A 23,558-nucleotide genomic window follows, 5' to 3' on the forward strand; every position below is an offset into this window, starting at 1 on the left:
CACAAAACTATTTTTTTGCGTCATAAACTCCATATACCCGATTATATAGCTGGCCTTAAACAAGGTAGTATTGCTACGCTGAGCCGTGCCATAACCCTCATTGAATCGACCAGGGCCGAACACCAGCAACTGGCTGCCGAACTGATCGACGCTATCCTGCCCCTGACCGGCAATGCCGTGCGCATAGGCATTACAGGCGTGCCCGGTGTAGGCAAAAGCACTTTTATCGAATCGTTTGGTATGCACCTGATCGGTAAAGGAAAAAAGGTAGCCGTACTGGCCATCGACCCATCGAGCAGCATCAGCAAAGGCAGTATACTCGGCGATAAGACCCGCATGGAGCAACTATCGGTGCATCCATCGGCCTTTATACGGCCATCGGCTGCCAGCGGCAGCCTGGGCGGCGTTACCTATAAAACAAGAGAGGCCACCCTGCTTTGCGAAGCTGCGGGCTTCGATACCATCATTATCGAAACGGTGGGCGTGGGCCAGAGTGAAACGGAGGTGAGCCATATAACCGACTTTTTCCTGCTGCTGATGCTGGCCGGAGCCGGCGATGAACTGCAGGGTATTAAACGGGGTATTATGGAAATGGCCGACGGGCTGGTGATTACGAAAGCGGATGGTCAAAATATCGATAAAGCAAAAATGGCGCGTGGCGAATATGCACGGGCCCTGCATTTCCTGCCTCCTCATCCCTCCGGCTGGATACCGGAAGTAAAAATATGTTCTTCTTACGAACATTCGGGTATCGCGGAAGTAGACGCGATGATCGAAAAATACATACAACATCAAACAGCCAACCATTACCTCGTACAAAAACGCAAAGAACAGAACCTGTTTGCCTTTCAGCGCCTGCTGAACGAACAGCTGCGCCAGGTGCTCTTTTCCCGCCCCGGACTTAAAGAACAAATCCTGCAACTGGAACAGGACATCAGCGCCGGGCATACCAGCCCCTACTCTGCCGTACGCAAGGTGAGTGGATTAATTTAGGGGGGTACGGCTAGCTTTTGTAAGGCCGGCTAGCTGAGGGCCATAACTTTTGCAAAGCCAGCTAACTGGTGAGATCCTTCGCTTCGCTCAGGATGACAATCGTCCTCTTGGTACGCGATGCTTTACACGTTAATAAAGCCAGCTAACGGATGAGATCCTTCGCGATGCTCAGGATGACAATCGTCCTCTTGATACTTGATACTTGATACTAAAAAATGAGATCCTTCGCGATGCTCAGGATGACAATTAACCCTCAAATATCTCAATACTCACTCCCCAATACTCACTACCCATAACTTAAAATTCAAAACTCAACATTCAAAATTACAATCACGCTTCTTTGCGCAGGCGGGCTACGGCGATATCCAGTTGTTCGCGGTATTTGGCAACGGTGCGGCGTGCTACATTATACCCCTGCTCCGATAAAAGCTCCATCAACCGCTCATCCGACAACGGTTTCTTTTTATCTTCCTGCGCAATCAGGTCGCTCAGTATCCTTTTCACTTCGCGGGTAGATACTTCTTCGCCGCTTTCGTTGACAATAGCTTCGGAGAAAAAGAATTTGAGCAGGTAGGTACCATACTCGGTCTGCACATATTTACTATTAGCCACCCTCGATATGGTAGAGATATCCATATCCGTACGATCCGCAATATTCTTCAGGATCATGGGTTTCAGCGAACCTTCATCGCCGGTCAGGAAAAACTCCTTCTGGTAGTTCATAATAGCATTCATCGTAACCAGCAGGGTATGCTGGCGTTGTTTGATCGCATCGATAAACCACTTGGCCGAATCTATTTTCTGGCGGATAAACAACAGGGCTTCGCGCTGCTCTTTATTTTTCTTTTGCCCCGAATCATAGGTCTTCAGCATTTCCCGGTATCCTTCCGAAATACGCAGTTCAGGCGCATTACGGGCGTTGAGGGTCAGCTCCAGTTCGCCGTTATTGTTGTAGACAAAGAAGTCGGGAATAATATAACCGCCCAGTTTATCCGAAGAGGCAAATGCGCTTCCGGGTTTGGGGGTCAGTTTGAGGATAACATTGATCGCGTCGCGGAATTGCTCTTCCGAGATCTTCATCCGCTGTTTGATCTTGTCGTAATGTTTACGGGTAAATTCTTCGAAGAAATGATCGAGGATCGTCACGGCGTGTTTTACAGCCGGGTTGGTTTCTTCGGTCTCCATCTTGTACAGCTGCAACAGCAGGCATTCCTGCAGGTTAGCCGCAGCCACACCCGGCGGATCGAAGTCCTGGATCTTCAGGATCAGTTCTTTGACCTCCTGTTCGTCGGTAAAGATATTGCGGTTAAAGGCCAGGTCGTCGGCAATGGATATAGCGTCGCGGCGCAGGTAGCCATCGTCGTCGATACTGCCGATAATCTGTTCGGCAATCTCCTGGCGGCGTTGGTCCAGTTCCAGCATACCGAGTTGGTTGCTCAGGTATTCAGAAAAACTGGTTTCTACTTTTACCGGTATAGTCCGGGGCTCGTCGTCGTCGTCGTGCCCTTCGTTCAGGTGATAGTCGCTCTGGTTCTCGTTTTCGTCTCTTAAGTAATCGCTTACGTCAATGTTTTCAAACTCATCGTTTTTCTCATAGTCCTGCTCACCTTCGTCGTTGTTGCTTTCCCCTGTTTGCTCCCTTTCATCCAGCCCGTAAGGATCTGTTTCCGTATCAGAGCCTACATCCAGTGCAGGGTTGCCTTCCAGTTCATCTTTAATCCGTTCTTCCAGGTTGGCAGTAGGTACCTGCAGCAGTTTCATAAGCTGAATCTGCTGGGGTGATAATTTCTGCGTTAATTTCTGTTGCTGTGTCTGTCTTAACATGTTGCGAATCCGTGGGCAAAGATAACTTTTCGCGCGGGACCGCAAAGCCGTCCGGCGAAAGAAACATCTATTAAAGCTTCAGCTTTTCCTCGATCAGGTAGTGGTTGCGTTCGGCGGCATTGCGCACGATCAGTTCGGCCACAAAGCCGGTAAGGAAGAACATGGTGCCCAGTATCATACAGGTTAAGGCGATATAGAAAGGCGGCCTGTTGGACAGGGAGTACCCCTCGAAGATGATGCGCGCCACAATCATGTACACCGAGATAATAAAGCCCAGCAGGAAGATAAGCGAGCCCAGCAACCCGAACAGGTGCATCGGCTTTTTACCGAAGCGGCCTACAAACTGTACGGTGAGCAGGTCCAGGAAGCCGTTCACGAAACGGTTCCAGCCAAACTTGGAAACCCCGTATTTGCGGGCCTGGTGTTGTACTACTTTCTCCCCGATCTTATTGAACCCGGCATTTTTGGCCAGTACAGGGATATAACGGTGCATTTCGCCGTATACTTCCACGCTCTTTACCACGCGGCGCCTGTAGGCTTTAAGGCCGCAGTTAAAGTCGTTGAGTTGTATGCCGCTCATACCGCGGGTTATCGCATTAAAAAATTTGGAGGGCAGGTTTTTGGTTACGGCGTTATCGTAACGTTTTTTCTTCCAGCCGCTCACCAGGTCAAAGCCTTCCTGCATCACCATTTCATACAGCCCGGGTATCTCGTCGGGACTATCCTGCAGGTCGGCATCCATGGTGATGATCACATCGCCTTTAGCCGCTTTGAAGCCTTCGTTGAGGGCCGCGCTTTTACCATAGTTGCGCTGGAATTTAATGCCTTTGATCAGCGGATTCTGAACAGACAGCTGCTGGATAATCTGCCAGCTGTTATCGGTACTGCCATCGTCTACAAAGATGATCTCATAGGTAAGCCGGTGCGCTATCGCAACCCGGTCTATCCATGCTGACAGCTCAGGGAGCGATTCCTCTTCGTTAAGCAAAGGAATGACCAATGATATGCAGGGCGCATGATTTGCCTGTTCCGGTCTTTCCGGAGCCACATGCTCCTGGATATCAGTATGGGAAGAATTCACTTGGTTAAATTGCGGTGGTTAGTTAAAAACTTAAATTTTAATATTATCGAAATCGGACGCCGGCCGTTGCTTCTTCATCACAAAGGCAACGATCAGCCCCACGATGCTGTCGATGATGATCGCCTGGCAGAACCCGAGCATCACGGTACTGAAACTGGTTTGTTTCTGGCCGCTGAGCTTGGTCCTCATCTCCTCCATCTGCGCCTCGGGCAATTTCATCTTTTCCATCCACTCCTCGGTGTTCTGTATAAAACGTTCGATATAAGTAGGGTCGATAACGGTCAGGTAAATATAGTTAAAAAGGGAATAACAAACTTCCGCGATCAGGATTACGATAAATATAGTCTGGAACAGTTGTTTGATATCGGCATATCCCCCGAGTTCTTTTTTACGGTAATTAGCGGCTACCACAAAGAAAACGACCAGGACAAGATACGACAGGAAAGCCACAACGCCCAGGGAAAGCGGGTTTACGCCAAAAAACATATACCGTAATACCAGCAGCAGGATATACGTGATGCCGGCTGCGATGCCAAATTTTACACCGGTCGCGAAATTGGAGGTTCCATTCATAAGTTAAGAAAAATCAGGTATGAATTAATAAGTTTTACCGGTCAGTGTTTTACCGATCCAGGGCGAATTGATACCTACCGTCTGCTTGTTGGCTTCGGTATAGGTCCAGGTGGCCGCCGTATCGAAAACGGTGAGCCGCGCTGCAGCGCCTTCGGCGATAACCGGGGTCTGCAGACCGAATATTTTACGGGCATTGAGCGACAACAATTCTACCCAGCGTGCCGGTTCTATTTTAGGCGCAGCCTCCAGCAACATAGCCAGGCAGGTTTCCTGGCCGGCCATACCCGGTTGCGCATATTCAAATTCTTTGGCTTTGGCATCCCATTCCTGCGGCCGGTGGTGCGTGGCGATACAGTCGATGGTACCGTCGCTCAGCGCTTTTACGAGCAGCTTCCTTTCCGCTTCGGTACGCAGCGGCGGCTCTACTTTGTACACGCTGTCGTATCCCTTCAGTTTTTCGTCGGTAAACAGCAGGTGGTAAGGCGTTACGGAACAGGTAATATCCAATCCCTCTTTCTTGGCTGCCCTGATCAGGGCCAGCGACTCCGGCGTGCTTACACCCGAGAAGTGGAGCCTGGAGCCGGTATACCGTACCAGTTCGATATCGCGGTGTACGATTAGGCTTTCGGCAATACCCGGTATACCGGGCATACCCAGCCGTACCGATTGCTCACCTTCGTGCATCAGGCCGCCGGCAGACAGCGAAGCCTGTACGGGTAATTGTACGATGATGCCGTTAAAGGCTTTTACATACTCCAGGGCTTTGAGCATCAGGCCCGCGTGCTGCACCGGGTGCCAGCCATCGCTGAACCCTATAGCGCCGGAATGATGCATATCCATCATTTCGGCCAGCTCTTTGCCTTCGGTATTTTTAGATATAGCGCCCAGCACATGCAGACCGGCTTTATGACCGGCGCTTTTATGCTGTACATATTCCAGTATGGATTTGGTACCGATTACCGGCAGGGTATTGGGTACGATCAGCACATCGGTGAAACCGCCTGCTGCTGCCGCATTCAGACCGGAGGAAATCGTTTCTTTCTGCTCGTAGCCCGGATCGCAGTAATCGGCCAGCACATCCACCCATCCCGGGCTTACATACAAGGCCTCGCCTTCAATTACTTTATCGGCTTTATCGGTCAGCTTTTTGCCTATAGCGGCTATAGTTCCTTTACGGATCAGGATATCAGATTGCTTCCCGTTTAACGGCGATTGCGGATCTAATACAGTAGCATTTTTGATTAAGAGAGACATACGAAGCGCAAAAATATAAAAAGCGGCCGGTAATATCTGATATAAATATTTTTAACAAATAATACTTCATACCCTGCCCTGCCACCGCTCCGGGCGCTTATAATATGGCCCTGATGCTCATCCTGCCGGTATGTACCACCGGGTTATCGCCCGGCTTACGGCCTTCATATTCGAGCGATATCTCTATGCCCTTGCTCAACCGCCGTTCCCAGTTGAGGTACCAAAGCCAGTTGGTGCCCTGCTGCAGGGCGTCGAGCATTACAAAAGACAGCGGCGTATTGGGAGCGCCATCGTAGCGGATATTGGCATAAGTAGCCCGGGCCTGTACCGTGCCTGAAGCGGCAAAGCTGAGCCGCGACTCGAGGCCCAGCGACTGGATCACGGCCTTTTCGCTGCCATAAAGCGCATTATTGCGGCGATCGTCCAGTTTGTAGCTGAGCGACAGGCGCAGCGCCGATTGCAACAGCCAGGTGAGCGAAGGTTCCAGGCTGTTGATGGCTACTTTATACGTGCGGCCGTCGTTGAGCGCCGAGCGATAGCCCCGGCTGCCGGTCTGGGCCTGCAGGTTGCCGGTAAGGCTGCGTACAAAGGTCCAGCGCAGCTTGCCCACATGCCGCTGCTGGTCGTTGCCTTCCAGGCCGTAGGTCAGCAACGACTTGCCTGCATTATGCGAAAACGTATAATCCATACCCCATACCGCGCTGCTGCGGTTAAAGAAAAAGGTGTTGCTGATGGTGGTCAGGCTGGCGATAACCGAGGTATCGTTTATACTCCTGGTAAAGGGGTTGAACGACTGGAGGCCGGCATTGGCCAGCGCCCGGTTGTTGATCTGCAGCGAGAGCTGGTCGGAAAAGCGGCCCAGCAGCTTTTGCCAGCCTTTACGGTCTCTTTTACGCGCCCACAGCTGCTCCGGGCTGAATTGCAGGGCATAGTTCAGGATCACGTAATTGACTTTTATATACGCGTTCGTAGGGGTAACAATGCGGATGTATTTACGCTGATCGGGATACAGCGCCAGTTCAAATTCGTTGGCCTGCTGTACGCCATCGCCGTTATAATCGATCCACATATACACGCCCTGCCCGGTGGGCACCTCTACATAGGTGTATTCCCTTTTCTGCTCCTGGCCCGAGCCCACTTCGAACAACAGGGAAGGCACCAGGAAGCCTTTGCGGATATTACCGTTGTATTCCAGCCGGCCCAATACGCTTTCGCCCCCCTCGGGGCCCTGTACCGGCAGGTTGTTGGCCATCAGTTTGCGATAGGCGCCGGTAAACATGATCTGGTGGTTCTTGATCTGGTAAAACCCTAATTTGGCATCGATCGTATGGCCTTTGTTTTGCTGTTCGAAATGATCGCCCACCACCACATCGTCCTTACGGATCACGTAATTCAGTTCCAGCCTGGTTTTCCGGTCTTCGCGGGTACGGGCGTAAAAGGTCAGGATGTCGAATGCATAAGAAGACAGGGCCAGGTTATTGGTAAGGGCATCCCGTATGGCATTGTGCTCCTGTTCGTACCGTGCGCCCAGGGTCAGGTAAAGCACTTTCGGCATCGTTTTTTCGAGGAAGACCGAGGGCCGGAAATACGCGCTTTTCTGCAGGGAGGAACTGGCGTTCATCAGGTTAAAGGTAGCGCCGCCCTTTACATTGTTGCGTTCGTACAACAACGATACGATATTACGGTTGGCCTTGTAATCGGCCCCGCGCTGGTACCAGGTCAGGTTGTATTTAACGCTGCCCAGCTTTTCCTGCTTCAGTTCGGTGGCATAGGTCACCAGGTGCTCATCTTCCGGTATCACATCGGTGCCCAGGTTCCAGTCCCTGGCAAACTCCACATTCCGGTAAGGGGCTATGGCCTTAAAGCGGCTTTGCACCAGCTCGTACGACAGTTGGTTGCTCCAGCTCAGGCTTTGGCGTTGCGCGGAGTCCTTTTTGCCGAAGTACCGGCGCTCGTCGTACTGCGCCCTGCCCGAAAAGCCCCAGTGTTTGTCCTTATCGAGATCGGAAAACAAGTTGGGCGCATAATTGCTGGCCGCCAGTTCCACGGTTACTTTTTTCAGCGAGTCGACCTGGTAGGTAGTACCCAGGGTAAAAAGCTGTTGTTTTTTGGGGGTAATCAGCAATACTACGGGTTCGTAACTGCCAACGGGCACCCCGTTTAGCGGCGCGATCCAGCTGTAGGAGCGGCCATTGGTATTGGTACCCGAAATGATATAGTTGCCCTTGCCTTCGCCCACAAAAGAGAAACTGAGTGCGTAGCGTGCACTGTCTTTGTTGGTGGAGTAAACAAATACCGAATCATATAAAACACCGTTTACCGTAGTATCCACGAGCTTGTACAAGATCTTGCTGGCAGAGAAGGTATCTTCGGTAATGACCCGGTAAAAAGCCTGGTCGATATTGTCGCCGATGCCTGCCAGGAAACGTTTCTGGTCGCCGTTCAGCGATTGGGTATAAGGCTGGTTCTTGGCATCCTGGTTGGAATAACCGTTAAACCGGAAATTCCACTTTTTACCTACCTGCAATTCGTCGTAGACATAGATCAGGGTATTGAGGTAGTTGCGGTCCTGGTATTCGAACTCCACCTGTATACGCTTGTCTTTGGTAATCAGTTGCCGCGGCATAAAGGTAACCTCGGCGGTATTGTAATTGATCACGTAATCCCGGTCCTCGCCGCGTTCCAGCAGCAGGCCGTCGATATACACTTTTTCGGTTCCGGCCAGCACGATAAAGAACTGCTCGCCGTTATTACCGGTAAGTTTATAAGGCCCCTGGTTGCCCTCCGAACCCTGGAAAATGTTACGGGCAAACTGTCCCTTGGCGATAGAACCGCTCAGGCCCAGCTTGTTTTTTACATTGCCGCCAATGGGGAACTCAGTCTGGTACATCAGCCCCTGTACCCTTTTGTTGAAGTTGATAAAATAACTGTTGGGCCGGTCGAGGTTGTAATCGCCCGCGGTGAGTTTATGTTTTCCTTTTTCGAAGGTGATATAGATGCGGTCGAACTCCTGCAACCGCTGGGTATTGCCATCGGGCTGCACGGGTACGTTATTGTCGGTAATGGCGGCTTCGATACGCACACTGTCCAGGATATAACCGTTCAGCTGCAGGTTCAGGTTGGAGTTGAGCGATACATCCTGGCTGTTGCCGATGGTAAGACTACGGCCATAGGAACCGTTGTAGTCGATGCTGTTGAAATTAACGAAACCCCGGCTGAAGCTATCGCCCAGGGTATAGGTGTATACCGGGAACCCGATATTCGAATCTACGAGATTGCCCCTTTTATGACTTCGTTTATTGGTAAACGAAAAAGGCAGTACCCGGTACCGCAGGTAAAGCGTATCGAGGGCCGGCCGGTTCTTTTTCCATACCAGCAAGGCTTTTTCGGGGTAAAAGGTATACAACGAATCGGGTACATTACGGATGCTGAGGCTGCCTGCCGCTATCGACAAGGTATCGACCAGCAGCGAGTCGCCTTTGCCCGCAACCAGGCTCCGGTTACGGATATTGGAAGGCAACAGCATGTTGTCCTTACCCTGCGAGCGGCCTGTATAGGCGCAAAGTAACAAACATGCTGCAATAAGAATCCGATATATAATTCTGTAGTACAAGTAAAACAGCTGCAATATTAACGGGAAAAACAGGAAAATATTCCTAATGGCGCCGGCTTCCGGCCAAAAGCAGGGGGCCGGCCGGATATGCAGAGATATAATAATTTTCAGGCATAAAGCCTGCGAACCCTGGCCTGTGGCCATAAAAGCCATAAAAATATATCAAATTACCTTTTTCGATTGTGATTGTGCAGGCATTTACGTTAACTTTGTACGCTGTCCGGCAAATCTTTGATTTCCGGCATTCAAACAGCATCTGTTATATTTTAATCAATAGTTTTTTACTTAAACGGAATGGAAGATTTTTCGTATATCACCAACTCGCATCCAGCTTACATAGAGTCGATCTACAACGACTATTTGAAAAATCCTGCAACGGTTGATCCCGAACTCAAAAAGTTTTTCGAAGGTTTTGATTTCGCCGCCAGCAAAGCCGGCAGCAATGGCAACGGCAAAGTAGTGGAACCCGCCCCTGTTGCCTTCGGCGCTACCGTTAAGGCCCCGGCCGACCTGCGTAAGGAATTTGCCGTATTTGAACTGATCAAAGCTTACCGCAAGCGCGCACACCTGATAGCTACGACCAATCCCATCCGTCCCCGTAAAGACCGTAACCCGCATCTCGAACTGTCCGAATTCGGACTGAGCGATGCCGACCTGAACCAGGAATTTTATGCCGGCGATTTTATCGGTCTCGGTAAAGCAAGCCTGAACGATATCCTGGCCAAACTGAAAAAGATCTATGCCGGCAATATCGGTATCCAGTATACCTATATGAACCGTATGGAAGCGCATGTATGGGTGCAGAATCACTTCGAAGAACTGATGATGCAGAAGTTTACCCTGCCCGAACAAAAGCGCATACTCGAAAAGCTGAACTACGGCGTTATTTTCGAGAAATTCCTCAATACTAAATTTATCGGTCAGAAACGCTTCGGTCTCGAAGGCGGCGAAAGCATGATCCCGGCACTGGATGCCATGATCAATACCTCAGCCGACGGCGGTGTACAGGAAGTCGTGATCGGTATGGCCCACCGCGGCCGCCTGAACGTGCTTACCAATATCATGCGCAAAACCTACGACCAGATCTTCTCTGAGTTCGAAGGCAATATGCCCACCGATATGACCATGGGCAGCGGCGACGTAAAATACCACCTGGGCTTCAGCAGCAATATCCTGACGCCGGCCGGTAAAGAAGTGAATGTGCAGTTACTGCCCAACCCTTCGCACCTGGAAGTCGTAGACCCGATCGTTGCCGGTTTCTCCCGTGCAAAGGCCGATGTGCTTTACGATAGCGACTATGATAAAATACTGCCGATCCTGATCCACGGCGATGCCGCGGTAGCAGGCCAGGGCGTTATCTACGAACTGCTGCAGATGAGCAAGCTTAAAGGTTATGAAGTAGGCGGTACCGTACACTTCGTGATCAATAACCAGATCGGCTTTACCACCGATTTCGAAGATGCCCGTTCGGCTGACTACTGTACCAGCCTGGCAGCCATGGTGCATGCACCGGTACTCCATGTAAACGGCGACGACCCCGAAGCCGTGGTAAAAGCAGCCATCTTCGCCATCCACTACCGCCAGGAGTTCAACGAAGATATCTTCATCGATATGGTATGTTACCGCAAACACGGGCACAACGAAGGCGACGAGCCTAAGTTTACCCAGCCGCAGTTGTATGCCCTGATCGAAAAACACCCGAACCCAAGGGAAATGTATACCAAGTACCTGCTGGAAAACGGCGAGCCGGAAGCCCAGCAGATGGCCAAAGACTTGGAACAGAAATTCTGGAACGAGCTGCAGGCCCGTCTCGACGAGGTAAAACAAAAACCCCTGCCTTATACCTACCAGAAACCTGAAAAATGGTGGCAGCAATTGCGCAAGTCCAATAACCAGGACTTCCTGAAATCGCCGGATACGGGCATTGCAGAAGCCGACCTGCGCGCCTTGTTTGCAAAACTGATGCAATGGCCGCAAGACTTCAAACCTTTGCGTAAGGTAGAAAAGCTGCTGACCGATAAATCCAAACTGCTGGAAACCGAAGGCAAGATCGACTGGGCTACCGGCGAATTGCTGGCCTATAGCAGCCTGCTGACCGAAGGCCACGATGTACGCCTGAGCGGCGAGGACGTTAAACGCGGCACCTTCTCCCACCGTCATGCTACGCTGATGGACGAGGGTACCAATAAGGAATACAACCGTCTTGCCCATTTCAAAGAGGACCAGGGCGAGTTCTATATCTACAATTCCCTGCTGAGCGAATATGCGGTGCTCGGCTTCGAATACGGCTACGGCATGGCCAATCCCAATAACCTGGTACTCTGGGAAGCACAATACGGCGACTTTGTAAACGGCGCCCAGATCGTGATCGACCAGTACATTACCAGCGCCGAGCAGAAGTGGACGACACAGAACGGCCTGGTGCTGTTGCTGCCCCACGGTTACGAAGGCGGCGGACCAGACCACAGCAGTGCGCGCCTGGAGCGCTTCCTGCAGCAGGCTGCCGAAAACAACGTATTTATTACCAATATCACTACGGCTGCGAACTTCTTCCATGCCCTGCGCCGCCAGCTGGCATTGCCGTTCCGCATACCGATGATCAACTTCTCGCCTAAAGCGAACCTGCGCCACGTACGGTCCTACTCCGCGGTGTCCGAGTTTACTTCCGGCGGCTTTAAAGAAGTGATCGACGATCCGTATGTTACCGATCCGGCCAAAGTGAAACGCGTACTGCTTTGTACCGGTAAAATCTATTTCGACCTGAGCGAAAAACAGATCAACGATAAACGTGAGGATGTAGCCATTATCCGCCTGGAGCAGATCTTCCCGCTGCCGCAGCAACAACTCAATGCCCTGCACGAGAAGTACAAATCCGCGCAATGGTTATGGGTGCAGGAAGAGCCGCGTAATATGGGTGCAGCCTCTTTCCTGAAAATGAACCTCGAGCAGATCAATATCGGTTACCTGACCCGCCAGGCCAGCGCCGCTACTGCTACGGGGTTTGCCCGCAAACACGTACAGGAGCAGGCTATGCTCGTGGACGAGGCCTTTGCCATCTGATCTGTATAAGATACAAACAACCCATCCCGGAACGGTATCGTTCCGGGATTTTTTTTATAACAGGCCGGGAAAATCCGATGCCTGCTATCCGAAACCGCATGGTACAACAGGTAACCGGTGCACAGCTATGTACCCGGAATGCTAGTTTATATGTCCATACTACCATTCAACAAATTTTCCCCTCCGTTTATAGATCACTTTTTGCAGGCAAACGATACCTGTCGTATTTTTGTAAGTAGTTGTTGTTCAGGCCTAGCAATACCATCGTAATTTGCTATACCCTGTAACACACATTATATATGATTTTATAGACGCTTGCAACCATTTTATATAGTTACCCGGACGAGTTTTCACCGGAATCATAAACCTCTACCTATTTTTGTGTCACCCATCCCCTAAATCATGAAAAAAATACTAACCTTTTGCCTGGCTGCGATATTAGGCCTGGCGCAGTACGAAGAAGCCCAAGCGACTATTTGTTATGTAAAAACCGGCGCTACCGGGCTCAACAACGGTACCTCCTGGACCAATGCCTATACCAGCCTGCAAGCTACCGCAGCCAACAGTGCCGATACCATCTGGATCGCAGCCGGCACTTATAAGCCGACGAACGATACCACCAGGAGTGCTTATTTTGATTTAAGAAATAAGAATGTATTCGGCGGTTTTGCAGGTACCGAAACACAACTGAGCCAGCGCAACATCACCGCCAATCCTACCATATTGAGTGGTGACATCGGCGTAGCCGGCGACAACTCGGACAACTCCTATTCCTTAATACGTATATTTTCCACGGGTGATTATTTCACGCTCTTCGCCGACGGTCTTATCCTGGAGAAATCGGGTAGATATGCGATTTCATTTTCTGCTGCACTTACAATAGGTATGACCGCGATCTCTGCCACGTTTAACAATTGTATCTTCCGCGATAACCAGGGCACGGAGGGCGCGGTACTGCTCGCTGCGCTCAGTGGTCCGACCCGCTTCAACAACTGTACTTTTGAACGTAACCACGTAACGGGTAACGGTGGTGTATTTTATCTGTCCGGATCCAATTTTATACATGCTTATGGAACTGCGACAGCAACCGACTGCCGTTTTTTTAATAACACTGCTTTGGGTAACGGTGGCGTGGCTTATTATGGCCTCGGCGGGTTCACTGCCGACCGGTGTATCTTTGCGGGTAATTCGGCAGATGTAGGCGGGGTTGTTTATACAGACCTCCTGTGGTCAGGCGGGACAGGATCCGGGCCGCAATTCTCGACATCCAACTCCATTTTCGCCGGCAACAGGGCCAACAGCATCGGTGCTATAAATTGTAACACCTTACAAATGCAGAACTGCACCGTTGCCGGTAACAAAGCAGGGAATGGCTATGCCATTAACGCATTGGCGACCTCCTATATCCGCAATTCGATTGTGTGGAACAATATAGATACCGTGGGCAATACCCCGGGCGCTATGCAGGTTTCCCTGAACATACAGGGCAATAACGCCGCCTATGTACGACGCAATATTATCCAGAATAATACCGCTATCCCCGGCAATTTCGACTTCGATCCCCTGTTCGTAGCGCCTGCTGCCGCAGGTACTTCACCGTTTAACTTCGATGATTACAATTACCAGCTTAGCGCAGCATCGCCAGCCATAGACCTCGGCGCGGACAGCTTTGTTACCGCAACAATGGATCTCAATAAAACGGCCCGTATCCAGGGCAGTCATGTCGACCTGGGCTGTTACGAAAAAACTAATTGCGTCTCCACGGTAACCGGAGCAATCAGCGCTTCTGCAGACACTATTTTCTGTCCCGGCACTTCGGTGCATTTATCTGCCCCTGCCGGAGGCACCAGCTATCATTGGACTACCGGGGCCGCAACCGATACCACCAGCGTATCCGGCGCCGGCATATATTATGTAAACGTGATCGATGCGCAAAACTGCCCAGCGCAGTTCTCCATAAAGATTACCAGTTACCTGCCCTTTATTGGTATAACCGGCGACACTTCGCGTTGTATCCCTTCTACTACCCTTACTGCCTCGGGCAATGTAAGTACCTATGCCTGGAGTAACGGCGCCACCACTGCGGCTACTACCATCAATACACCCGGATCTTATTACGTTACCGGCACGAATGCCCAGGGTTGCAGTGTTACTTCAGATACGGTTCACCTGTTTTTTTACCCGACGCCGGCGCAGCCTGTAATTACCCAATCCGGCAACTCTGTCCAGACCACAATTTATGCCACTTACCAATGGATGTTCGAGTATATCCCCGGCAGTAATGTATTCTGGGATGTTCCGGGAGCTACCTTACAGTATTATGTGCCTGCCATACCCACACCCAACTCCGGCAGGTATAAAGTACGGGTAACCAACGCCGAAGGCTGCGAAGCCTTGTCCGAAGTATTCCAGTATATAGAACCTCTGGGATTGCACGACCGGCAAACATTACCAGCAATCAGCCTGTACCCTAACCCGGTGCAGGATATGTTGCACATCGACCTGTTCACTACCGGTCCCGTTTCTTATACCATCCACGATGTGGTAGGCAAAACCGTGGCAACCGGTAAGGCGCAACGTACTGCCACTAACCTGGCCATAAAAATACCCGCACAACTGATCAATGGTATTTACTTCCTGCAACTGAAAACAGAGCAGCGGGAATACCTGGGCAAGTTTGTGAAGTAGGTGTGAGATACGGGATGTGAGATATGAGATGTGGGATGTGAGATGTGAGATATTAGATGTGAGATATTAGATATTAGATATTGGAGATTTAGATGTAAGATATAGGTGTTAGATACTCACTACCTGATACCTGATACCTGATACCTGATACCTGATACCTGATACTTGATACTTGCCACTTGATATTCAAATGCGGCCTGATTTCCCTCAGGCCGCATTTGTTTTATATTACAGGCTATTTTCAGCCACTGTGATACGCAGCACTCCATTGAAGCCAGCTAATCGATGAGATCCTTCGCTATGATACGCAACACTCCATTAAGGCCAGCTAACCGATGAGATCCTTCGCTTCGCTCAGGATGACAATCAATCCTTCAACAGTCCAACATTCAAAACTCAAAATTTAAAACTCAAAATTCAAAACTACCCTGCTGCGCTCAGGATGACAATCATTCCTTCAACAGTCCAACATTCAAAACTCAAAATTCAAAACTCAAAATTCAAAACTACCCTGCTGCGCTCAGGATGACAATCATTCCTTCAATACAATCACTCCATTAAAGCCAGCTAACGGATAAGATCCTTCGCTTCGCTCAGGATGACAATCATTCCTTCAATACAATCACTCCATTAAAGCCAGCTAATCGATAAGATCCTTCGCTTCGCTCAGGATGACAGCAAACCCTTCAACAGTCCAACATTCAAAATTTAAAACTTAAAATTCAAAACTCAAAACTCCCCCAACCCAATACTTAACCGTACCTTTGCGCTACTACAAACCCGTGCTGCCGCTGCTCCTGTACAGGAGTGGAGGAAAGTCCGGACAGCACAGAGCAACGCACCACCTAACGGGTGGGATCCCGGGCAACCGGGATACAGATAGCGCCACAGAAAATAACCGCCGTAAAAGGTAAGGGTGAAAATGTACGGTAAGAGCGTACGTTCTGTAGTGGTAACACTATGGGAGGGCAAGCCTTGCGTGATGAAATGCCCAATAGGCAAGCGATTGAGGGCTGCTCGTCCGATGCTTGCGGGTAGGCAGATAGAGTGTTGCAGCGATGTAACGCCCAGATAAATGGCAGCAGTCCTGCAGCAATGCAGGAATACAAAATCCGGCTTACAGGGTTTGTAGTTTTTTCCTTCTCCCACATTATCGGCATAAAGACCGATACAAGACCAAATCGGTTATTTTGCCGATATCTTTGAATTATCGGTAAAATAACCGATATTTACAAGGTGATCAGCATTATTACCGGAGATATCATCAATTCGAGACATGCCGAAAACCCGGAAACCTGGTTGTCTGTATTAAAGCAGGCCCTGGATACCATCGGCCCTTCGCCCCGTTGCTGGGAATTATACCGCGGCGACAGCTTCCAGTTGGAACTGGAAAAACCCGAAGACACTTTATACACCCTGCTGCGCCTCAAGAGTGCTATAAAAAGCCTGAAGGGCCTGGATGTGCGGATGGCGGCCGGTATCGGTGATAAAAGTTATACAGCGGCGCGGGTGAGCGAATCCAATGGCACTGCCTTTGTTTATTCCGGCGAACTGCTCGAACAACTGAAAAAAGAGAAGGTATCCTTGTCGCTCCGCAGCGACTGGCCCGAGTTTGACGCCGAAATGAACCTGTATCTCCGCTTTGCCCTGATTGCTATTGACAACTGGACCACGGCTACAGCTGAACTGGTGTACCTGCAACTGAGCCGCCCCGGGCTGGCCCAGCAGGAAACCGGCCAGTTGCTGGGCATATCGCAGTCTTCGGTTAGTGAAAGACAAAGCCGTTCCAATATTACCGATTTGCTGGCCCTGGACGAACATTTCCGGGCCAGGATCCTTAAGTTTATTAACGCTCCGTCATGATGTTGCTTGTAAAACTATTGCTGGCCCATATACTCGGCGACTTTGTACTGCAGCCCGACAGCTGGGTAAAGCGCAAAGAGCAGAAGAAACTGAAAGCACCGCAGTTGTATGCGCATGTATTGCTGCATACCGCGCTGGTGCTACTGATCGTAGGCGATATTACATTCTGGAAAGCGGCTTTGTTGTTAGGCGCTCTTCATTTTATAATCGATATCGTTAAGTTATATGCACAGCGCCAGGCCACGCGCCGCACCTGGTTCTTTATTGATCAGCTGGCGCACCTGCTTTGCATCGGGGCGGTATGGTATTTTTACGAACCCGGCGCCCCCGCCCTGCTGGTCTTGCTGTATACCGAGCGCAACCTGGCCCTGCTTACGGCTTATGTTTTTATCACTACGCCTGCAGCCCTGGTCATCCGTATGATCATTTCCCGGTGGCAACCCGATAAAGATGTACAATCGGCGGGCAGCAGGCAAACGCCGGAAACGTTCAGCACTTTCTCCACCGAACCCGAAACCGCAAGACCCCGCTCCCTGCAGGAAGCCGGCAAATATATCGGCATCCTCGAACGCCTGTTCATCCTCACCTTTATCCTGATCCACCATTGGGAAGCGGTGGGCTTCCTGATTGCAGCCAAGTCGGTATTCCGCTTCAGCGATCTCAAGGAGGCCAAAGACCGTAAACTTACCGAGTATATCCTTATCGGCACCCTGGTAAGCTTTGGCATAGCAATCCTTACCGGGCTGATCGTGTCGGCCATCCCGTAGCGGAGCAATACAATTATTGATAGCGTAAACGGCTGCGGTAAGCAACCCGCCCGGTTAGGGTTATTCCCAGTGCCCGTTGATCTTCATCACCTTTTCGATTACATCGCGTACGCAGCCTGCGCCGCCCGCCAGGGGGGAAATGTAATGCGCGATCTGCCTGATCTCGCCTACGGCATCGGCAGGACAGGTCCGTAATCCGCAGTAGGACATCGCTGCCACATCGGGCATATCGTCGCCCATATACAACATTTGTTCGGGCGCAACAGCTGCGGCCAGGGCCAGGGACTCCAGCAGCCTTACTTTATCCTTTACAGCAATATGCACTTCCTTTACGCCGAGTTTTTCGAGCCGCTGGCGCACTGCCGTGGAATTGCCGCCGGATATAACCCAGACTTTATATCCTTTTTTAACCGCCAGCTGCAGGGCATAGCCGTCTTTAATATTCATACGGCGCAACAATTCGCCGCTTTCCTGCACATGCAGCATGCCATCGGTAAGTACGCCGTCGATATCAAATACGAATACTTTAATGGGATTGAAAAGGTCGAGTATATTCATGGAGTAGGTTATGCTATAAGGTTATACCGCTTTTTTGACGCCAACAGTATCCTGTATGGACCGGCTGATGCAGGCATATACCTCCTGCCAGCCGGGATAGGCAGCCAGTAGTTCCAGGTGTTTGGCAATGGTCGCTTCATCATGCCGTATGGCCGGCCCTGTCTGGCTTTCCGATGGCAATATCTTTTCGGTTTGTTCCAGGGTCTGCCGGATAATCGGTTGCAGTATATCGAAGGGTAATTGATGTTGTTCGCAGATCTTCTGTGCGATGGTAAGCAGGTGATTGGTAAAATTATTGACGAATACGGCGTTGAGGTGCAGCATTTGCCGGTGGGTATAGTCGGTTTTCAATACCCGGTCCGATATGTCGGAAGCGATACGGTACGCCATATCCAGGGCTTGCTCATTGCTGCCTTCCACGATCAGCGGCACATCGCCGCGCTCTGGCAGGTTATGCTTACGCACCGAATAGAGCGCCCATATAACGGCCCTGTTTGCAGATACCTGCTGCAGTACATCGAGCGATACGGCGCCGGCGCAATGGATCACTGTTTTGCCTTCGAAACTAAGCTGCGCGGCTACTTCCGCCAAAGCATCGTCTTTGATCGCGAGGATATAAACATCTGCATCCGGGTCGATCGCGGTAAGGTCGTCGGTAACGGCCGAGCCCGTAAGTGCAGCCAGGCTGGAGGCATGCGTAAGCGTACGGCTGTATACCTGGACGATATCATGCCCTTTCCGGCTCAGTACCGGGGCAAAAAAATGGGCAATATTACCGGAACCTAAAAAAACAATACGCATATGCGTGACAAATAAATTAATGGAACGGGGTAATTAAGATCTGGCATGTTGCAACAGGTAATCTTCCATAATCTGGTATACCTTGTCTTTAAGTGCATGACGGTCGCTCATCGACAGTCCCGCCGTGGGTATAGGATCCAGGAAATGATAGTGGATGGCTTTGGGCCTCGCCCAGAATTTGGGCTTGTTGGGCAATATGTCTTTCGTGCCGAAAATTACCGCCGGCATTATCGGCTTCTGCGCGCGGATTGCGGCAATAAAAGCGCCGTCATAAAAAGGCAATAAGGGTTTATCGCTCTTATTGCGGGTACCTTCGGGATACAGGCAGAGGTGCAATCCCTGTTTAAGGGTTTGCTGCATCTGCGTAAAACTCTCGCGACGGCTGGTATCATCGTCGCGTTTTACCAGGATGGAGCCTGCTTTATAAATAACACCGAAAAGCGGTGTCTTAGCCATTTCCACTTTGGCGAGGGTCTTGTTGGGCCCGGGTATCCAGGGCGTAGACACCGGGATATCGACCAAGGAATTGTGGTTGACCACCACGACATAATTCTGACCCTTTACAAATTTGCGCCGGCCTTTACGCAATACAGGACAGCCTACCAGCGGCAGGAACACACTCATCCATATTCTATAAGTCGGATGGATAATCTTAGCTCTCCTGGGTTCGGGGAACAACAGGGCAATACTTGCGGGAATAATAACGATGAGCATGGTAGCTACAAAAAAGAGCATGCCTGCAAAAAAGTAACAGTGTCCCAGCGTTCTTTTAATAATGTTCATTGGAAAAGAGGCTCAAAGGTAACAAGCTATTGTCAATACAGCGTCATTTTTATTGTATACGTCTGTTTCAGCCGGTTGCCCCGGGCGCCCGGGCCGCTCCCGCCTTCCTACATATAGATGGAGTATACCATATTTCGTCTCCTGTTTTACCAACTTTTTAGGCCGGAACAACTATCTTAACAGGTGGAATCTCACATGCTTATTTAATTATAAATTAATTAATACAACCACCCCAACATGTAGGTGGCCCGGCGGGCAGGCCACTATCATTTTTGTCATTTTTATTATATTTAATACAAACTACCAGATCGATTATGAAAAAACTGTCTACCACTTGTTGTTATCTTTTAAGCTTAGGGTTATTGCTTCCGGCCGTCAGCCTGTTTGCGCAAGCTCCCGGAGGCGTTACCGGCAACAATACGGTATGGCTAAAGGCTAATACAGGTACTACGCTTAACGCCACCAATAATGTAACCCAATGGAACGAAGTATCGGGGGCGGGCATCACCGGCAATTTTACAACGGCCAATGGCCTGCCTAACCAGCAGCCGCCCCTCCTGCAGGCTGCAGGGCTGAACTTCAATCCCAATATCGCATTTGTAAGCACAGCGCCCAATTCGCTGGTCAGCCTCAACTCCTTTGCCGGCGGTACGATCCTGAACGGCTATAACAATACCCTCATCCAGGTGATTAAGCTGCATACCATGACGGGGACCGGCGTATGGCTCAAATGGCAGTTTACCAACACCTCTCCCTCCCGCCTGGGTAACGAAGTAAACAATGGCGGCGCCAATGCCGGCAGGATGCGCTTCGACTTCAGGAATGGCGGCAATAACCTGTTTTCTACATCGGTAATCGCCGATAAAAATATCATTGCCACGGCGGCTACCAGCCAGGCAACCAACAGCCTGCGGCTCAACGGCGCCACCGATGCCTCCCAGAACGTAGCAACAGCAGCCCAGTTCCTGCCGGGCACCACACCGGGCCGCTTCAGCCTGGGTAACGAATGGACCGGCGAGGCCTACCCCACTACAGTCGATATTGCAGAAGTGATCCTGTATTCGCGTACGCTTACCGCTGCCGAACGGAATAAAGTAGAATCGTACCTCGCCGTTAAGTACGGCTTTACCCTGGCACAAACCGGCACAGATGCTAACGATTATACCGCTGCAGCCGGAACCGTAATCTGGGACAGGGTGGCCAATACCACCTTTATCAATAATATAACCGGTGTGGGCCGCGACGATTCCTCTGCACTCGACCAGCGTCAATCGCTTTCGATCAATAACAGGGCTATGGTTACCATGTACCATGGTAATATAACCGGCACATTCCCGGCAACCAATATCGCCAACACCAATGCCTTTAGCGCCAATGCAGAGTTCGTGCTGTTTGGCGATAACCTGGCCGATACCCTGGTTAAAATCTGCAGTGCCGATGGCACTTACGCCCGCATGGCGCGTACCTGGAAAGCACAGGTTACCGGCACGCCCGGCGATGTAACCCTCTCGCTCAAAAAAGCGAACGTACCGCCCCAGATCACTTCGCTGATCGTAGCCAACGACCCGGGCTTTACCACGGGCGTGGTACAGGTTCCCCTGCAGGATAATGGTACGCAATTGTATGCCGCCTATACCCTGGCCAACAACCAGTACTTTACCTTCGGCACCACCCCGCTGGCGCTTAACGGACAAGTAAGTCCTATTGTATGCGCCGGCAATAACGGCAGTGTAACCCTCAACCCTACAGGTGGCACGGCCCCGCTTACTTACAGCTGGAACAGTACACCGCCGCAAACCACACAAAACCTCAGTGGTGTTGCCCCGGGCACCTATACCGTAACGGTAACACAGGGTAATGGCTGTATCTATAGCCAGACCTATGCCGTTACCGGTAATGCCATACCCATACTGGTAACCGTAACCGATACACAGAATACCATCTGTACCACCAAAAACGGGTCGATCACCGTAATGGGCTCCGGCGGTACACCCTCTTACCTGTACAACATCGATAACAGCCCCACCTGGACCAGCGTAAAAACCTTTGATAATCTTGCTCCCGGTGCGCATATCGTTAAGATCAAAGACCAAAACAATTGTGAGGACGATACTACCGTAACCCTGAGCAACTATACCTATAAGCTGGATGTAACAGCCGAAACAGAGGACGCCTGGTGTGATGCAGGCGGTCTGGCCGGGGAAATGAAAGTGACGCCCAGCGGCGGTTCCACGCCCTACAGTTACTCCTGGCTGAACTGGGCCACCGGTAAAGGACCACGTATGTTCAACCTGCCCAAGGGTACTTATAAGGTATCGGTAGTAGACAAATACGGTTGCTCCGGCGAGGTAACGGCCGAAATCAAGGAAAATTTCTGTTGCGAAGTGGGTATACCCAATGCCTTCACCCCCAATAACGACGGGCTGAACGACGAATTTAAAGCCGTGATCAACCGGTCGATACCGAAGTTCGAAATGAGCATCTTTAACCGTTGGGGCCGCCGCGTCTTCTATTCTCCCTCAGCTACCAAAGGCTGGGATGGTAAAACCGATGGTGGCACACCGATGGATGCAGGCGTTTATTTTTACCGGGTGCGTTATACCTGCGAAATGGGCAGCCAGGAAAAAACCTACCAGGGCGACCTGACCCTTATCCGCTAAGCGATACTGACAATACAATCAATAAAAACGGGACCCGAAAAGGTCCCCGTTTTTTAGGTCAGCATCATGTAATAAGTGGTAGTTATAACCTTAGCTTAAAGCTAGCCCAGTACGGCCCTCGACCGGATCTCGTCCTGCGCGATCTGCGCGGTAAGCGCTTCCAGGCCGTCAAACTTCTCTTCGCCCCGCAGGTATTCGATACAATGCACGGTTATCCGCTGCCCGTATATTTCTGCTGCGAAATCAAAAATATTGACCTCGATCGTTATCTTTTTTTCATCGGTAACCGTTGGCCGGTACCCGATACTCATCATGCCGTTATACAGCCGATCGCCTACCGCGGCCCGTACTGCATAGATACCGATACCGGGAATAAGCAGGTCGGCATATACCGGCTCCAGGTTGGCCGTGGGGTAACCGATGGTACGGCCCAGCTTATTGCCATGCACTACCGTAGCGGTAAAGGTATAAGGGCGCTCCAGCATTTCTGCTGCCTCTTTTACATTGCCCTTCAGCAGGGCATTGCGTATCTTGGTAGAACTTACGGCCGCATCGTCGATCAGTTGCGCCGGTATCTCCGCTATCCGTACCTGCGGCTCCAGCATAGTACGCAGCAAGCCGATATCGCCCTCGCGGCTATGCCCGAAATGATGGTCGTAACCGATCACGATGGTATGCGGGTTGAAATGTTTTACCAGGAAATCGGTTACATACTCCGCAGCGGAAAGCATGGAAAAATCGCGGGTAAAAGGCACTACGAAAATATGATCGATACCCTCAGCCTCGATCAGCCTGATCTTTTGCTCGGGCGCCGTAAGCAGTCCCAGGGGCTGTTCGGGATGAATGATCTTCCGGGGATGCGGCTCGAACGTGATCAGGATGCTTTCGCCATTTACGGCCTTCGCCTCTTTTACGACTTCGGAAAGAATAACTTTATGCCCGTGATGTACGCCATCGAAAGATCCGATAGTGACCACAGGATTACGGAAAACGGGAAGTTCCCGGAACTCATGGAATACTGCCATAAAAAAATAATAAAC

At 50.8% G+C, this 23,558-nt stretch carries 15 protein-coding genes and 1 other RNA gene; 7 read left to right on the plus strand and 9 right to left on the minus strand.

The window, feature by feature from the left end:
* Positions 1 to 15 precede the first annotated feature (15 nt).
* Positions 16 to 993 (plus strand): methylmalonyl Co-A mutase-associated GTPase MeaB, encoded by a 978-nt coding sequence (meaB, locus tag B0I18_RS18275; RefSeq protein ID WP_219906004.1) that lies wholly within the window; start codon positions 16 to 18, stop codon positions 991 to 993.
* A 330-nt stretch (positions 994 to 1,323) separates the two neighbouring features.
* Here the strand turns inward: meaB and rpoN are convergent, their stop codons facing one another.
* The 5 genes from rpoN to B0I18_RS18300 all read right to left on the minus strand — a co-directional run bounded on the left by rpoN (position 1,324) and on the right by B0I18_RS18300 (position 9,296).
* Positions 1,324 to 2,817 (minus strand): RNA polymerase factor sigma-54, encoded by a 1,494-nt coding sequence (rpoN, locus tag B0I18_RS18280; protein WP_106524196.1) that lies wholly within the window; start codon positions 2,815 to 2,817, stop codon positions 1,324 to 1,326.
* A 70-nt stretch (positions 2,818 to 2,887) separates the two neighbouring features.
* Positions 2,888 to 3,898 (minus strand): glycosyltransferase family 2 protein, encoded by a 1,011-nt coding sequence (locus B0I18_RS18285; protein WP_245882115.1) that lies wholly within the window; start codon positions 3,896 to 3,898, stop codon positions 2,888 to 2,890.
* Between the two features lie 30 nt (positions 3,899 to 3,928).
* Positions 3,929 to 4,471: a DUF4199 domain-containing protein gene (locus tag B0I18_RS18290; protein WP_106524197.1), complete on the minus strand. Its 543-nt coding sequence runs from the start codon at positions 4,469 to 4,471 to the stop codon at positions 3,929 to 3,931.
* Between the two features lie 24 nt (positions 4,472 to 4,495).
* On the minus strand, positions 4,496 to 5,725 hold the full coding sequence (locus B0I18_RS18295; RefSeq protein WP_106524198.1) for a dihydroorotase: 1,230 nt from the start codon (positions 5,723 to 5,725) through the stop codon (positions 4,496 to 4,498).
* Between the two features lie 97 nt (positions 5,726 to 5,822).
* Positions 5,823 to 9,296, minus strand: coding sequence for a hypothetical protein (locus B0I18_RS18300; protein WP_146146801.1), 3,474 nt, complete (start codon positions 9,294 to 9,296; stop codon positions 5,823 to 5,825).
* A 336-nt stretch (positions 9,297 to 9,632) separates the two neighbouring features.
* On the opposite strand from B0I18_RS18300, the gene B0I18_RS18305 reads away from it, so the two are divergent.
* From B0I18_RS18305 to B0I18_RS18325, 5 genes are all read left to right on the plus strand, one after another.
* Positions 9,633 to 12,398, plus strand: coding sequence for a 2-oxoglutarate dehydrogenase E1 component (locus B0I18_RS18305; RefSeq protein ID WP_106524200.1), 2,766 nt, complete (start codon positions 9,633 to 9,635; stop codon positions 12,396 to 12,398).
* Positions 12,399 to 12,800: 402 nt separating this feature from the next.
* Positions 12,801 to 15,086: a T9SS type A sorting domain-containing protein gene (locus tag B0I18_RS18310; RefSeq protein WP_106524201.1), complete on the plus strand. Its 2,286-nt coding sequence runs from the start codon at positions 12,801 to 12,803 to the stop codon at positions 15,084 to 15,086.
* A gap of 772 nt (positions 15,087 to 15,858) precedes the next feature.
* An RNA gene (rnpB, locus tag B0I18_RS18315) (RNase P RNA component class A) lies at positions 15,859 to 16,222 on the plus strand.
* Positions 16,223 to 16,322: 100 nt separating this feature from the next.
* Entirely contained in the window at positions 16,323 to 16,949 is a 627-nt protein-coding gene (locus B0I18_RS18320; RefSeq protein WP_106524202.1) for a transcriptional regulator, read from the plus strand.
* Positions 16,946 to 17,716, plus strand: coding sequence for a DUF3307 domain-containing protein (locus B0I18_RS18325; RefSeq protein ID WP_106524203.1), 771 nt, complete (start codon positions 16,946 to 16,948; stop codon positions 17,714 to 17,716). Before B0I18_RS18320 ends, B0I18_RS18325 begins: the two co-directional genes overlap by 4 nt.
* Before the next feature lie 60 nt (positions 17,717 to 17,776).
* On the opposite strand, the gene B0I18_RS18330 is transcribed toward B0I18_RS18325, so the two are convergent.
* The 3 genes from B0I18_RS18330 to B0I18_RS18340 are packed head-to-tail and all read right to left on the minus strand — an operon-like array spanning position 17,777 to position 19,858.
* Positions 17,777 to 18,274 (minus strand): KdsC family phosphatase, encoded by a 498-nt coding sequence (locus B0I18_RS18330; protein ID WP_106524204.1) that lies wholly within the window; start codon positions 18,272 to 18,274, stop codon positions 17,777 to 17,779.
* 21 nt (positions 18,275 to 18,295) lie between these two features.
* The gene (locus tag B0I18_RS18335) at positions 18,296 to 19,075 is read right to left on the minus strand and encodes a Rossmann-like and DUF2520 domain-containing protein (protein WP_106524205.1); all 780 of its coding nucleotides are present in this window, start codon (positions 19,073 to 19,075) and stop codon (positions 18,296 to 18,298) included.
* Between the two features lie 33 nt (positions 19,076 to 19,108).
* Complete coding sequence (locus B0I18_RS18340) at positions 19,109 to 19,858, minus strand: lysophospholipid acyltransferase family protein (protein ID WP_106524206.1); 750 nt, start codon at positions 19,856 to 19,858, stop codon at positions 19,109 to 19,111.
* Between the two features lie 314 nt (positions 19,859 to 20,172).
* Between B0I18_RS18340 and B0I18_RS18345 the strand changes: the two genes are divergently transcribed.
* Positions 20,173 to 22,518: a DUF8202 domain-containing protein gene (locus tag B0I18_RS18345; RefSeq protein WP_106524207.1), complete on the plus strand. Its 2,346-nt coding sequence runs from the start codon at positions 20,173 to 20,175 to the stop codon at positions 22,516 to 22,518.
* Positions 22,519 to 22,619: 101 nt separating this feature from the next.
* Here B0I18_RS18345 and B0I18_RS18350 read toward each other — a convergent pair whose 3' ends face one another.
* On the minus strand, positions 22,620 to 23,543 hold the full coding sequence (locus B0I18_RS18350; RefSeq protein WP_106524208.1) for a bifunctional riboflavin kinase/FAD synthetase: 924 nt from the start codon (positions 23,541 to 23,543) through the stop codon (positions 22,620 to 22,622).
* Positions 23,544 to 23,558 lie beyond the last annotated feature (15 nt).

Source organism: Taibaiella chishuiensis (assembly GCF_003014535.1).
GTDB classification, from domain to species: Bacteria; Bacteroidota; Bacteroidia; order Chitinophagales; family Chitinophagaceae; genus Taibaiella; species Taibaiella chishuiensis.